We start from the raw sequence: 15,256 nt of genomic DNA, 5'->3' as shown, positions 1-15,256 counted from the left end.
CACGACGGATAAGTGATAGATAGTTTCATAAGTATACTTCCATCTTTTGCCGTACGCTTTATTTAGCTCGACAGATGAATTAGATTTATAAAACTATGCGTTTACCTTCTTTAATTGATCGTTTGGCAGCATCAAGTATTTCCATTACAATCATATTGTATTGTAATGATGCCTGGTCGTGGCTATCGTCAATTTGTTTGTTTAATACAGCGTTCAGGTACGGAATAAAATCCTCATTAGGGCTTGCAAGCGGAGGGGATTTTTTTGTTTTGTTCCCATCTTCCGTTAACCGCACATTCAGGTTATCCCTATCAATCGCGTGCAAATAGCCGGTGCTGCCAAAAACCTCCAGGTCTTTTATGTTGAAAGGCCAGTTCCACGAGGCTTCAATTTGCCCGGTAGCATTGGGGTATTCTACCAAAATTGTCGCGTCATCCTCCACCTTGGGGTATACTGCCGGTTTATAATGCCGTGCAATAGCAGTTACGGCAATTGGCCGCTGCCCTTTTAAAAGCCAGGTCATCAAATTTGCACCGTAGCAGCCAAAATCATTAAGGGCGCCCGCGCCGTTCAATACCGGATCGGTAAGCCAGTTTAAAAAAGCCTCACTGCAACCAATTTCCTTGGGTCCTTTATGTCCATCATGCACTACCATTTTACGTATAACCCCTACACTATCGGCGTTTACAAGGTCAAACACTTCTTTATATGATGGATACCAGGTGGTTTCGTAGTTGGTAAGTACTTTAATTTTATGCTGATCAGCCAGTGCCTGAATACGCTTAGCTTGCTCTAAGGTTGCCGCAAGCGGTTTTTCAACCATAATTGAAATACCCATTGGCGCGCAAATCTCAACTGTTTTTACGTGCAGCGCTACAGCACTGTAATCTAAAACCGCATCGGGCTTTTTAGCAGTCAAAAGCTTTTTAAGGTCATCGGTAAATACGCCTTTGGGAATATTATAAAGCTTACTATACTTTTCCCACAACTTTTTATCGGGTTCGGCAATGCCGATGATGTCTACCTCGCCTTTGCCATACTTATTTAAAATGCCATGCACATGATCATGCGTAAGGCCGGCTACAACAACTTTTAATGCTTTTTGGGCTGATGCAGACAGGAATAGGCACGATAATATTACTATCAAAAATAATCTGTTCTTCATAATCAGTGTCTGAAATAATTTAACTCAATTTTTCGTTGTACAACTTTATAAACACTCTTTCTTCGTCGTTTGGAAGTAGTACGTTTATGCAGGTGACATCAGGGATAAATTCACTTGTTTTTTGTGGTACGCTTGTGGCAATGAAAACAGTATAGCACATAGATACCTACAGATTGAAATATCAAAATAAAGAAGGCGTGCCACCCGGCTTAATTCTTCCTAAATGCCGGTATGCGTTCTCTGTGGCTTCACGACCACGCGAGGTGCGCATTAAAAAACCTTCCTGTATTAAAAAAGGTTCGTAAACCTCTTCTATAGTGCCTTCATCTTCACCAACCGCGGTAGCAATGGTCTTAAGGCCCACCGGGCCGCCCTTAAACTTATCTATTATGGTCGTTAAAATCTTATTATCCATTTCGTCCAGCCCGTGTTCATCAACATTAAGGGCGTTGAGCGCGTAGCGGGCTATATCAGTATCAATATTACCGTTGCCTTTTATTTGCGCAAAATCACGGGTACGGCGCAGCAATGCGTTGGCTATACGCGGGGTGCCGCGACTGCGGCGCGCTATCTCATAAGCACCTTCATCAGAAATTTCTGTACGCAGTATAGATGCCGAACGTAGCAGAATCGTAGTCAGCAGCTTAGCGTCGTAATATTCAAGTCGCGCATTAATGCCAAACCTAGCCCTTAAAGGTGCTGTAAGCAAACCGGAGCGGGTTGTGGCACCAACCAGTGTAAATGGGTTCAATGTGATCTGCACGGAACGGGCATTAGGGCCGCTTTCCAGCATAATATCTATTTTGAAATCTTCCATGGCCGAGTATAAATACTCTTCAACCAGCGGACTAAGCCTATGTATCTCGTCAATAAATAAAATATCACCTGTTTCCAGGTTGGTGAGCAAGCCTGCCAGGTCGCCGGGCTTATCAAGCACAGGGCCTGATGTTATCTTGATGCCCACGTTCATCTCGTTGGCAATAATGTGCGATAAAGTTGTTTTACCTAACCCCGGTGGGCCGTGTAACAATACATGGTCAAGCGCCTCGCCACGCTGACGTGCCGCCTGCACAAATACTTTTAAATTGGCCAATATTTTATGCTGACCGGTAAAGTCCTCAAAAGCCTGCGGCCGTAATACTTTTTCAATATCACGTTCAATGGGACTGAGACGGTCAGGTGCCGGGTCAAGATGCTCATTCATTGCCAACGAAATTAGTAATTTTTTTTAGTCCGTAAGTCGGAAAGTCCGGAAGTCCGGAATATTTTGTTTTTTTTAAAAAACGGCAGCGAGTGGATAATTGATGTCGCTTATAACTTTCGGTCTTACGGTGTAAATCACCCCTCCGGATACTTTCTGAAAAAACTATTTATCCGCATTTGTATTACACCCATAAAGGCTTCGCGGAATATGCTGGTTGACATTTTGGAGGTGCCGGCAGTGCGATCTGTGAAAATAATAGGAATCTCAACTACCTTAAAATCATGCTTTATGGTGGTATACTTCATCTCAATTTGAAAGGCATAACCCACAAACTTAATTTTATCGAGGTTAATGGTTTCAAGTACCTTGCGTTTGTAGCACATAAACCCAGCTGTAGCGTCTTGTATATCGATGCCGGTTATAAAGCGCACATAAACTGACGCGAAGTAACTCATCAATACCCGGCTCATGGGCCAGTTTACTACATTTACACCTTTGATATAGCGTGAGCCTATCGCGGCATCAGCACCTTCTATACAAGCCTGCCTCAGCCGCAACAGGTCGTCGGGGTTATGAGAAAAATCGGCATCCATTTCAAATATGAAATCGTAATGGCGGGCTATACACCACTTAAAGCCGTGGATATACGCTGTGCCCAGTCCCTGCTTGCCCTCACGTTTCTCCAGGAAAAGCTTATCCGGAAACTCCGCTTGCAACTGTTCAATAACCTGTTGGGTACCATCCGGCGAACCATCGTCTACTATCAGCAGGTGGAAATCATGCGGAAGCGAAAACACTTTACGTATCATCCGCTCAATGTTTTCCTTTTCGTTATAAGTAGGTATAATAACTATACTGTCGGGCACTCAGGTATATGAATTTAATTGTGCAAAGGTAAATTGTTAAACGTTGTAAAAAACTTAAAAATTGTTAAATGGACATCATAAGTTGTTGGTGTCAGCAATAATCTTGTTATCATCCTCAGGTTCGAGTACGTAGCTGCGCTCTTTTAATCGTGGCGCAACAAAAAGGTAAATCATAATAAATACACTGATGATGCCAATAAAAAGCCAGTAGTAAGACGCTCCCTGATATTTTGAGAAAAAGCCGCCGTCTGCTATGCTCGAATTTACAAGGGCGACAAATACATTGCCCATTGCCACGGTAAGCAACCAAATAGCTGTCATGGTACTTTTCATTGATTTAGGCGCTTGTGTGTAAGCGTACTCAAGACCGGTGATAGACACAAGTACTTCACCTGCTGATAATATCATGTATGCCAATATCTGCCACCAAACAGATGGATGTTCGCCGGCGTCGATACGCGTTTGTATCAACGCAATGATAACAAATGATAACGCAGTAAGTATCAGGCCGGCGCCTATGCGGCGCAGTGGCGTTGCCTTTAAGCCTATGCGGTCAAAAAAAGGATAAACAAAATAGGTGAAAACGGGAATGAACGTAAGCAGGAAAACAGGATTAAAGGTTTGCACCTGCTCAGTTAGCAGTTCATAACCGAAAATGTGCCTGTCGAGACTTTGTGCCTGAATTACCCATTCGGATAGATTTTGGTCCCACATGGCCCAATAAATAGGTATAAAAGCAAATACAGCCATCACCCTGTAAACCGCTTTTATTCCCTCTACGCGCTCGGGGGTAAAAGCACCTTTTGCTACATCAAGGAAATGCTCACCTTTTTTCTTTTTACCTATATTGAACAGGGCATACAGGGAGATAAATACAAAGTTATTCTTGTTTATGCCTGAAGGCGGGTTTTTAACGTACATTTTTCGTCCCATAAAAAATATAAGTGTTGCCAACGCCATCAGCACACCAGGTATACCAAATGCCCAGGCTGAGCCATACCGGGCATTTATTTCAGGAATCAATATCGTTGCGAATACAGAACCTGCGTTAATACTAAAATAGAACCAGCCGTAAACTTTTGACATAAGGGACTGATTAGTTTTATCAAACTGATCGCCCACGTTAGCAGATACACAGGATTTTATACAACCCGCGCCGATGGCTATCAACAATAAGCCCATACGGAAACCTTCCAGATCGTGGTCGTACACTGCCAGTAGCAAGTGACCCACGCAATACAACATAGATACGTAAAGTATCACTTTGTACTTTCCAAAAAACCAGTCGGCCATAATTGCCCCGATAAACGGCATCGTATAAGCAAGGGATACAAAAAAGTGGGTAGTTTCATTAGCTTTAGCAACAGCTACACCCTGCAAGGCAGGATCTGCAGTGGGGTTAAAGAATTGAGCCACTAAAAATGTAGCTAATATGGAGCGCATACCATAAAAGCTAAAACGCTCAGCAGCCTCATTGCCTATTATATAAGGAATGCTTTTCGGGTACCTGGCTGTAGTTGCTGCATCAGTCGCAGGTAATGTATTTTTGGTCATATGTCAATATTGGGCCTAAGTTAATATTATTAAACCGAACCTATAGGGTATATATATTTACGAATGTTGAAGGTAGCTAATTTTTTCGGGGGATGAGCCTCCTTGCTTCAACTGCCTCTTTTTCGGGATCGACATACTCGGCGTCACGTTCTTCAGGAATGTTCCGCATGTCAAGATTTTCTACATAGTGCCATCTGCCATTTTTTAGCTGATAGCCGTCGTAGCTAAGATCAGGTCCAAAAGTTTCGGGTTTATCTGCCGATTTCCTGTCAGGCGGCGATAGGTGGTCAAAAACTATGAGATTTTCGTCCGGAACGTACTTTAATAACATCGACGCCTGGCGCGCGTATTCAAATATTACTCTTTTACGGTTTTTGCCATTACCGTCAAATACGGGGGCACCCAATTCGGCCTTATCATTTTTAAACGATAATACATCAATTACTTTTTTTGTTGACTTGGGTGTGTGCCCCTTCCATCCTAATAACACATAATAGGGGCTGTTGCCAGTTACAGGTACAATTTTATAATACTGAGCGCCGTACCACTTTATGTTAGTTGTTACAGAATCTTCAGGATTTTTAAAAAGAGGTGAATAGTCTTCCAGTGGATGCATTTTTAAAGGCCCGCCGGTATTCATTTGTACTGTTCCGTAAAAGCGGTAACTGCCGTCATCATTCAAAACATGCCAGGTGAATATCCTAAAGCGGTTATCGGGCGATTTAATTATGCTCACTGCTTTAACCGAATCAAACGAAAAGTTATAGGAGTTTGGAGTTTTGAGCGCGCTTACCAGCGTTTTAATAAAACGGTAGTTTGCATTTTTGCGTTCGAACTCATCAGCATGGTTAATAAACATATTACCCAGCGTGCTGAGGCTGTCGCTGTATATTTTGAGTTGTTTGGTATTTGTGCTCTCATCGGTATGCTGGGCAAAAGTGACTTGGTTAATAAAGAACACTAAAAAAAATAAGGTAAGCCTTTCTCTCATAAGCACTATTAACGCAAATTTTCAATAACCATTGCGCCTGCTCCCCCGCCACCGTTACAAATTCCGGCTACTCCGTATTTACCTTGGTTTTGTTGTAGCACACTGAGCAATGTTACGATAATGCGTGCACCCGACGCACCGAGGGGGTGCCCCAGTGAAACTGCACCTCCATTAACATTAACTTTTGCCGGATTAAGCTGCAGCTTTTGATTGTTAGCGATTGCAACTACTGAAAAGGCCTCATTAATTTCATAATAGTCTATTTCATCTGCGGATAAACCTGCGCGTTGCAGTGCCAGCGGAATAGCCTTTGAGGGAGCTATTGAAAACAATTCAGGTGCCAGCTGCGCATCAGCGTATGATATAATGCGCGCCAATGGCTTTAAGCCCATTTCGTCGGCTTTATCACGACTCATGAGTGCCACTGCCGCTGCACCATCATTTAAGGTAGACGCATTGGCGGCGGTTATGGTGCCATCATTTTTAAAAGTGGGCTTTAATGCTGGTATCTTATCAAATATCACCCGGGCGGGTTCTTCATCCTCAACGATGGTAATACTACCCCCTTTTCTGTCTTTAATTTCAACAGGAGTAATCTCACGGGTAAACCAGCCTTCGGCCTGCGCTCTTTTTGCACGCCGGTATGATTCCACAGCATAAGTGTCCTGATCTTCGCGACTAATGCTACACTCAGCTGCGCACAATTCAGCTGCTGCACCCATGTGGTAGTCATGGTAAACATCCCATAAGCCATCTTTTACCAGGCCGTCAACTACCTCACCGTTGCCTAAACGGTAACCATTGCGGGCCTTATCAAGATAGTAAGGCACATTGCTCATGCTTTCCATGCCACCGGTAACTACAATATTATTTTGCCCCAACGCTATACTTTGCGCACCCAGCATAATCGCCTTGATGCCTGATGCGCACACCTTGTTTATCGTAGTGGCCGGTATATGTGGTAAACCTGCGTATATTACAGCCTGCGTTGCCGGCGCCTGTCCTAATCCGGCCGATAGCACGTTACCCATGTATACCTCCTCTACGTGACCGGGCTTCAACCCGGCTTTTTCTATAGCAGACTTTATTACCAGGGCACCCAATTGGGTAGCGCTGAGTGATGACAGGTTACCACCAAAGCTGCCTATGGGCGTGCGTGTGGCAGCAACGATAACTACTTCTTTCATAAATAAAAGTATTGCAGGTGCAAGTTATATAAAACTTCAACCTCTTAACGTACGGGCACTAAGGAAATTATTTAATCTTTTTTACTGCTGCTTCTTCTGACATTTCCTTAACCCTTAGCCGGGTGAGTTCACTTATCATTTGTAGCGGAATTGGCATGTTATGCCGAAACTGTGCAGTGCTTTTTTCTGCTTTAAAAGATGCTATTGCTCTCTCGAATTTTTCGTCGCCTTTTGGAACGGGGTATACGCCAATATGATTCTTGTAAGCGGCGAAACTAACTATATTGCCGTTTAATACAAATGTGGGTATAGCATATTTTATAGCTTCTTCAGCCTCAGGCACGGCTTGTTTTATTGCAGTACGAACCTCCTGAAGTCTCCTTTGAATATCGGCAGGAAAACCGGATATATATTCGTCAATGTTTTTAGCGGGCATAGGTACCAAAGTAGTTAAAGTTTTAAATTTATGATAAATGCCTGAATTACTAAAAAGTGGCTATCACGCATCACAAAACCGTCAAAATCAGGTAATATCAGGTTCCTCCAAAATACAATTTGTACATTTGCAGTCAATATGAGTAAGCACGGACGGATATTAGTGGCCATGAGCGGCGGGGTTGACAGCTCTGTAGCTGCGGTAATGTTGCATGAAGAAGGTTACGAAGTGATTGGCCTAACCATGAAAACATGGGACTATGCCTCGTCGGGCACTAACTCAAAAGAAACCGGCTGCTGTAGCCTGGACAGCATTAATGATGCACGCGCTTTAGCAGTAGGTTACGGCTTCCCTCATTATATATTAGATATACGTAATGAGTTCGGCGATTTTGTAATAGATAACTTTGTTGACGAATACCTGGCCGGCCGCACCCCTAACCCATGTGTACTGTGCAATACGCACATTAAGTGGGAGGCCTTGTTAAAGCGCGCCGACAAGCTCGACTGCGAGTTTATAGCTACAGGACACTACGCAAATATCCGCAAGCAGGATAATGGCAGGTATGTTATTTCAAAAGGCAAGGATGTAAACAAAGACCAGTCATATGTACTTTGGGGAGTGTCGCAGGCGAATCTGGCGCGAACTAAATTCCCGCTAGGGAGTTTCTCAAAACCCGAGATCAGGCAAATGGCACTGGATATGGGACAAATAGAACTTGCCGGAAAAAGCGAAAGTTACGAGATATGCTTTGTTCCTGACAATGACTACAGGGCTTTTCTGCGGCATAAAGTTGAAGACCTGGAGGAACGTGTTGGCGGTGGTAATTACGTGCTTGCAGACGGCACTATAGTGGGCAAGCACGAAGGATACCCTTTTTACACCATTGGCCAGCGTAAAGGCTTGGGTATTGCTTTAGGTAAGCCGATGTTTGTTACAGGCATCAATCCAACTACTAACACGGTTACATTAGGTACTGCCGACGAATTGGAACGCAAAGAAGCCTGGGTAAAAAACCTTAATCTGATCAAATACGAAACTATAGATCAACCTTTGCAGGCTATCACGAAAATACGTTATAAAGATGCCGGTACCGAAAGCACCATTGTACAAATGGGCGAGCACATGAAAGTTGATTTCCACCACATGGTATCAGGCATCGCTCCCGGGCAATCCGCTGTTTTTTATGAAGAAAACGACCTGCTGGGCGGAGGATTTTTACTCTAATGTTACTGTTCTTACTTTTAAAATAGTTGCGCAATAGCGGTAGAAATCAGCTCTTGGGAAAACACTTTATTAGCACTTTTCAGCCTTTCAACTTTCTAATAATCAAAAAAACAAATTTGCGTTTCGCTTACTTTATCTTTTATTTGCACAAAAAATTAAAGCTTGAATGGCTAAAAACCTCCTTATAGTTGAATCACCGGCAAAGGCCAAAACCATTGAGGGTTACCTTGGTAAAGACTTTACTGTAAAGTCGAGTTATGGCCACATACGTGATCTGATTAAATCAGAAGACGCGATAGATATACAAAATAATTTTCAACAAAAATATGAGGTACCTGCTGATAAAAAGCAAGTAGTTAGCGAGTTAAAAAAATTAGCTAAAGAAGCTGAAATGGTTTGGCTGGCGTCGGATGAGGACCGCGAAGGTGAAGCCATATCGTGGCACTTATATGATACGCTTAATTTAAAAGAGGCCAGTACGAAAAGAATCGTTTTTCACGAGATAACCAAACCGGCTATTTTACGTGCCATAGAAAATCCGCGTAAAATTGACTACAACCTGGTTAACGCCCAGCAAGCGCGCCGCGTACTTGACAGGCTGGTGGGGTTTGAACTCTCCCCTGTTCTATGGAAAAAAGTTAAACCCTCGTTATCTGCCGGGCGAGTGCAGTCTGTAGCCGTACGCTTAATTGTAGAACGCGAACGCGAGATTAATAAGTTTACCAGCGAGGCTGCTTTTAAAATAGTCGCGATATTTGGCAAAGGTAAAGAAGCTTTTAAGGCCGAGTTGCCGGAGCGTTTTAGTAAACAAGAAGATGCTGAAAAATTTCTGCAGGATTGCATAAATGCATCGTTCAACGTAAAATCGTTGGAAACCAAGCCGGCAAAGCGTTCGCCCGCTGCACCGTTTACTACATCTACTTTGCAGCAGGAAGCCAGCCGTAAACTTGGATTTTCTGTGTCACGCACCATGTCTGTAGCTCAAAAGTTGTATGAGTCAGGTAACATTACCTATATGCGTACCGATTCGGTCAACCTGTCTGACACCGCTTTAGCGGCTGCACAACATGAGATCAGTTCTGCTTTTGGCGACAAGTACTACCAACACCGGAAGTACAAAACAAAAAGTGCCAGTGCACAGGAGGCGCACGAAGCAATACGACCGACTTACTTTGATAAACATACTATTGATGGAGATAACGCCGAAAAGCGTTTGTATGAACTAATCTGGAAGCGGTCAATAGCCTCGCAAATGAGTGAAGCTTTATTTGAGAAAACTACTGCAAAGATCAGTATTTCAACACGTAAGGAAGAGCTTACTGCCAATGGTGAGGTGATGAAGTTTGACGGCTTCCTTAAGGTTTACCTTGAATCAAACGATGATGATGAGGATAACCTGCAGGACAGTGACAATGCCATGCTGCCGCCTTTAACGCAGGGCCAGTTACTTGAGTTACAGGAACTGACTGCTACCGAACGCTTTTCGCGCCCACCCGCACGTTATACCGAGGCAAGCCTGGTAAAGAAGCTTGAAGAACTGGGTATAGGCCGCCCATCAACGTACGCCCCCACTATTTCAACCATTCAGAATCGTGGTTACGTAGTAAAAGAAGAACGCGAGGGCAAGCAAAGGCAGTTCCGCGTGCTAACGCTAAAGAATGGCAACATCAGCAAATCCGATAAAACAGAAAATACCGGCGCGGAACGCGGAAAATTATTTCCGACTGATATAGGTGCTGTAGTCAATGATTTCCTGGTACAGCATTTTAACGGCATCGTTGATTTCAACTTTACTGCCAGCGTTGAAAAGCAGTTTGATGAGATAGCCAGCGGTTTAAAAAATTGGACGGATATGATCCGTAAGTTTTACGATCCTTTCCATAAGGACGTTGAAAACACCATAGAGACGGCAGATAAAGCGCGCGGAGAGCGTGATTTGGGCGTCCATCCCGAAAATGGCAAAAAAATATCTGTACGTATAGGCCGTTACGGCCCGTTCGTTCAAATAGGCGAAGCTGAAGAAGGGGGAGAAAAGCCATTGTATGCCAGTTTGCGCACCGGCCAAAGCATCGAAACCATTACACTCGAAGAGGCGCTTGAATTATTTAAGCTGCCTAAAAAGGTAGGCTTCTATGAAGAAAAGGAGATGACCGTAGCAATAGGTAAATTTGGCCCTTACATCCGGCACAACAGCGCGTTTTATTCATTACCAAAAGGAATAGACCCACTAGACGTTAGCGAAGAGATGGCTATTGATATCATCAACGAGAAACGCAAAAAGGATGCAGAAAAGCTTATTAAAGTATTTGATGAGGATGCAGACGCCAAAATATTGAATGGCCGGTGGGGCCCGTACATTGAGTATGGAAAACAAAACATCAAGATACCTAAAGATAAAGATCCTTTAACTTTAACCTTTGAGGATGTAAAGGCACTCGCAGGAGATAGCGGTAAAGAAGCAAAAAAAGGCGGTAAAAAGTTTACCAGGAAAAAGTAAGTTTCAAGTATATTAAAGAGCGAATTACCCTGATTCAAATTCCTGAACTTTAGGCAAAGTCATTTAACGGCTTCAAATGTTATCGATGACAGATTAGTCACAGCATGTTTATCTGTGCTTTTGGCAATTAAAAAAATATCATGCAAACCTATGCCCTGCTTCACTGCTATATTAACATCCTGGTAACCTGATCCGTTCGGAAGGTTAACTGAACCTATCAGCTGCCCGTTCGGCTGACCAGCACGCGCTTCGAAGGTTACTTCACTTTTGGTGAGTTTTTGCATCCTTAGCTTTAATTGCACTATCCCTTTTAAGTTTACGTCTTGAAAACTAATGCTATTGTTTGCATCAAACTGCACACACTTGCCTTCTCCCGAATCAAAATCTTCTATTACACGCGCACCATAAATGGCGCTGTAATTAACCGCCTTTTGCAAACGCGAACGTAGCACGTGTGTAACTTCTGCATTTGAGCCTTGACCAGGGTTGTACACTGCAGAAATCGCCAACACATTACCCGACTTAGATAATCTATTTAATAATCCATCGTTTGGTGCTGTAAAATAATTGGTTATGTCTGATTTTGTCTGCTTAGATAAGTGCGACATATATAATATCCAGTTGACCATCTGCCGGGCTTCCGCCAAAGAGTGCTGAGGATGCGGAGGCATTAACGCATTGCCCCAAACCCCACTTCCACCGGATAATATCTTTTTAGCCAATTCATCACGTTTGCCGGGCGCTGCAGCATACTTAGCCGCAACAGCGGTGTACGCCGGCCCTATTGATTGGCTGTTTACCTGGTGGCATGAAAAGCAGGTAGTCTGCCTCATCAACTGCAAGCCGGCGGATACATCCTCTAACTCGTCAATAGCAGTATTACGCATCCATCGCTTAATCACCGAGGCGGATACCGTAACATCGGGAGGGACAGCATTCTGTTTCTGCTTAGGCTTATCATAATTTTTTACAGCAACCTGGTAGTTTATCTTTTGACCCAAATCATAAAAATCGCCATTTTCAGGCTCTATCAGCCTTACTTGTGGCGCTTCACGGCCTACCGGTACACTTAAAGTTGCCTTGGCCGAGGCACCGTGGTTGTCAACTACCGTAACTTCAGCTACGTAAATACCTTTTTTTGTTAATGTGCTTTTTAATTGCGCGCCTACGTTTTGTGGTAACTGAATTTCGTTTCCGTCAGGCCCTGTTAGCTTCCATTTATATGTAAGTGCATCTTTAACATCCTTATCGTAAGATGTTGTGGCATCAAAAGTTATGTGTAAAGGATTTTTGCCAGCCTTTGGCGTAACGCTTAGTGCCGCCACCGGTGGCCGGTTACCCCTACGGTAGATAACACGTGATATTTGTGAGTTCTGATTATTCTCCCAGCTATCGCCCATTTCAGCCACATATAATGAATTATCGGCACCCAGCTTTAAGTCTATCGGCTTTCGCCAGTTATGCGAAGGCATAAAGGGGACTATCTCCCTGATCTCGCCGTTCCAGTCAAGCTTCACCACCTGTATCCAATTGCGCATCCAATCGTAGATAAAGATACTGTTGTCATAAGCTGCAGGCATCATTACATCAGACATAAACATAATTTCGGCCCAATGATATACCGGTCCCACCATGGCAGACCGGCCGCCGCTGCCCAGCGTAGGGAACTTTTTAGATACAGTGCTTGGATAGTAAATAAAGGCCGGCACGGGCTTTGGCAGTGCGACCATCCCAGTGTTGTTACGCGACTGGTTACGCGGCGCATTTACATTAAATAACGCACCGGGCTTTTTAGCGGCAAAATCCCATGCACGGTACGCCTCGTTCGGGCCGGTGAACATCGGCCAGCCAAAGTTACCTGCATTGCGCGCCTGGTTTATCTCATCATAACTGTTGGGCCCAATACCAAGACCCGGGTCAACATTTTGCCCAACATCGCCCCAATAAATAAAACCCGTAGTAAAATCATCTACTACCCTAAAGCCATTGCGTACGCCCATGGCAAATATCTCAGCCCTCGTACTATCTGTACGGCCGAACAAATTACCCGCAGGAATGGTATAGGTACCATCGGGCATTGGCCTTATTCGCAATATTTTACCGCGCAAACTGTTTGTATTAGCTGAAGTTCGCAAAGCATCAAATTTTTCAAATCCTACACGCTGATCAACAGGCAATTCAAGCATATGATTAGTGTTATCGCCAGTACCTATTAACAGGCTACCGTCAAAGCACATGTGCAAACCGCCGCCCTGGTGCCCGTTATTGGTATCGCCCGCATAGTCAAGCAATTTTTTTTCTGATTGCAGGTCTAGTCTGCCATCTTTAAGGGCAAAACGCGACAATCGCATAGTAGTGTTGTTTTCCGCGGGGCAAAAAAACAGGTAGAGCCAGCCTGTTTTATCAAAACTTCCATCCAGTGCAAAACCCAGCAGGCCTACCTCGCCATGGTTGTATACCGGCACCGATCCCAACGTTTTTACCTCTTTGGTTTTTGCTTCATATAACCGGAGTTTCCCGTTACGTTCAATAAAGTACACATCGCCATTTCCCCTAACCGCCATTTGCATAGGGTCGTTACAAGCCGGCACAAGGACCTGCTTTTCAAAACGCGACTCATCTACAGGCTCGGCCGCCGCTATGGCGGCAGCACGAGGATTTGGCGGTAAAATATCTTCTTTTTTTGATATATCAACCGGTGCACCCTCTTTGGGTATTTTTACATTTACAGTCCAAAGTATACCGTTTACCAGTAGCTTTCTGAATGATTCTGTACGGAAGGTTTGATGGAAGTGGCCCAGCGTGGTACCGAAACTGCGGCCACCTTTCTCACGATTAAAAGTCCAGGCAACTACTTCATCACCGGCGAATGCTTCGGCTTTTACTAATGGTTTGGCCTTGGGGTGGAAAATGGTTGACAAGTATATCTCATCGCGCATTTTGAAATCCTTCCAGCCGCGGCTTACGGGGTGCCCGGGATCCGTTTGCACTATATCCGTCATGCGTACATCAAGGTTTAAACGCTCGCCCTGCAACTGCTTAAAATACCACCGTGCACCTAACAGGTCGATCATCTTATCATCCGTACTCAAAGTACTCATATGTATACAACTGAAACCCACCTTGTTGTCAAATAACGCATTTGCCTGTATCTTGCTCACAGAATCTGCCATCATTAGGTCGAACGCAGACTTGCTATAAAATACTAATCCTTTAACATCCTTTAATATTGCCGGATCCTTCGGCCATCCGTAAGAGGTTACGGCTTCTACGCCAGAGGTTTGTTCGAGGCATTTTGCAAGCAGTTTACCTTCGTGCTCATACATATGCGTACCATAGCCATGGTCGACAGGCGAACTTATAATCAAAATTTTGATTTTAGGTTTCGCTGAAGACAAAACAAACAGGCTAAACGTAGCTACCGCCCATAACATAGCGGAGATGCAGGAAACGCGCAGGCAGAGCAATAAGGAAATCATTATCAGGTTTAATTTAATGGTTAAAAACGATGAAAATTAATATAAAAATCGATTGCAATTGGATTATCCCGCTTTTTTTACACAGTGATACTTGTTTTAAACCTTGATAAAAAACATTTATATAATTTTTAATATTTGTTAAGTTGCTACATTAGAGATATGATTAAGGACCTACCTGAGAATAAAGTAACAGATATAGCTATAGGCGTGGCACTGGAGAGTGAGAACGCAGAGGGTAAAATCTGGTATGTATATCTTATAAACCTGAAGAACGAACCTATTGAAAATATCCTTATTACATCAAAAGGCTATGGCGAAAAGGATGGGGAACAGGTGAAAACTTCAACACTGCGCCATATGTTCCCGAAGTTGGATGCGGCCAGCTATGTTATTATCGAACCTATAGACGAACAAACATTTGGCTTAACCAATGAATACTGGCTAAGCTATTATACAGGCAGTGATATTTATGATAAAAAGTTTATTTTTTTGCCTGAAAGTATCGTTGATATGAATTTGATAAAGTTACCGGTGGTAAATAAACCCGGAGTAATGATAAAATAACGTACTGCTACAGCCTCGGTTAACAATAAAAGGCCACAAACCAGATGCAATAAACTATATCCCTACGTTTTGGAATACACCGTACA

The 15,256-nt window shown here is 43.6% G+C and carries 12 protein-coding genes; 4 read left to right on the top strand and 8 right to left on the bottom strand.

Annotated elements, in window-relative coordinates; genetic code table 11:
• Positions 1-85: 85 nt before the first annotated feature.
• The 7 genes from DJ568_RS03580 to DJ568_RS03550 form a co-directional block, all read right to left on the bottom strand.
• Entirely contained in the window at positions 86-1,165 is a 1,080-nt protein-coding gene (locus DJ568_RS03580) for a Gfo/Idh/MocA family protein (RefSeq protein WP_114003884.1), read from the bottom strand.
• Between the two features lie 181 nt (positions 1,166-1,346).
• On the bottom strand, positions 1,347-2,369 hold the full coding sequence (gene ruvB, locus DJ568_RS03575) for a Holliday junction branch migration DNA helicase RuvB (protein ID WP_114003883.1): 1,023 nt from the start codon (positions 2,367-2,369) through the stop codon (positions 1,347-1,349).
• A 134-nt stretch (positions 2,370-2,503) separates the two neighbouring features.
• On the bottom strand, positions 2,504-3,235 hold the full coding sequence (locus DJ568_RS03570) for a polyprenol monophosphomannose synthase (protein WP_114003882.1): 732 nt from the start codon (positions 3,233-3,235) through the stop codon (positions 2,504-2,506).
• A gap of 75 nt (positions 3,236-3,310) precedes the next feature.
• Positions 3,311-4,789 carry a POT family MFS transporter gene (locus tag DJ568_RS03565; protein ID WP_114003881.1) on the bottom strand — a complete coding sequence of 493 codons (1,479 nt, stop codon included), beginning with the start codon at positions 4,787-4,789 and terminating at the stop codon, positions 3,311-3,313.
• Positions 4,790-4,865: 76 nt separating this feature from the next.
• Positions 4,866-5,780, bottom strand: coding sequence for a hypothetical protein (locus tag DJ568_RS03560; protein ID WP_114003880.1), 915 nt, complete (start codon positions 5,778-5,780; stop codon positions 4,866-4,868).
• 8 nt (positions 5,781-5,788) lie between these two features.
• A complete protein-coding gene (locus tag DJ568_RS03555; RefSeq protein ID WP_114003879.1) occupies positions 5,789-6,967 on the bottom strand; it encodes an acetyl-CoA C-acyltransferase in 1,179 nt (392 codons plus the stop codon).
• Positions 6,968-7,034: 67 nt separating this feature from the next.
• Entirely contained in the window at positions 7,035-7,403 is a 369-nt protein-coding gene (locus tag DJ568_RS03550; RefSeq protein WP_114003878.1) for an iron chaperone, read from the bottom strand.
• A gap of 138 nt (positions 7,404-7,541) precedes the next feature.
• On the opposite strand from DJ568_RS03550, the gene mnmA reads away from it, so the two are divergent.
• Together mnmA and topA are read left to right on the top strand one after the other, a co-directional pair.
• Positions 7,542-8,630 carry a tRNA 2-thiouridine(34) synthase MnmA gene (gene mnmA, locus DJ568_RS03545; protein ID WP_114003877.1) on the top strand — a complete coding sequence of 363 codons (1,089 nt, stop codon included), beginning with the start codon at positions 7,542-7,544 and terminating at the stop codon, positions 8,628-8,630.
• Positions 8,631-8,796: 166 nt separating this feature from the next.
• Positions 8,797-11,127 (top strand): type I DNA topoisomerase, encoded by a 2,331-nt coding sequence (gene topA / locus DJ568_RS03540; protein WP_114003876.1) that lies wholly within the window; start codon positions 8,797-8,799, stop codon positions 11,125-11,127.
• Between the two features lie 59 nt (positions 11,128-11,186).
• On the opposite strand, the gene DJ568_RS03535 is transcribed toward topA, so the two are convergent.
• Positions 11,187-14,495 (bottom strand): PQQ-dependent sugar dehydrogenase, encoded by a 3,309-nt coding sequence (locus tag DJ568_RS03535; RefSeq protein WP_158534867.1) that lies wholly within the window; start codon positions 14,493-14,495, stop codon positions 11,187-11,189.
• A gap of 4 nt (positions 14,496-14,499) precedes the next feature.
• Between DJ568_RS03535 and DJ568_RS17160 the strand changes: the two genes are divergently transcribed.
• Together DJ568_RS17160 and DJ568_RS03530 are read left to right on the top strand one after the other, a co-directional pair.
• Entirely contained in the window at positions 14,500-14,646 is a 147-nt protein-coding gene (locus DJ568_RS17160) for a hypothetical protein (RefSeq protein WP_158534866.1), read from the top strand.
• A 119-nt stretch (positions 14,647-14,765) separates the two neighbouring features.
• Entirely contained in the window at positions 14,766-15,170 is a 405-nt protein-coding gene (locus DJ568_RS03530; RefSeq protein WP_114003874.1) for a hypothetical protein, read from the top strand.
• Positions 15,171-15,256 lie beyond the last annotated feature (86 nt).

It is taken from the genome of Mucilaginibacter hurinus, from assembly GCF_003324525.1.
Lineage (GTDB): Bacteria > Bacteroidota > Bacteroidia > Sphingobacteriales > Sphingobacteriaceae > Mucilaginibacter > Mucilaginibacter hurinus.
Note: the sequence above shows the minus strand (reverse complement) of the source record. Positions and strands in the feature narration are given on the sequence as shown.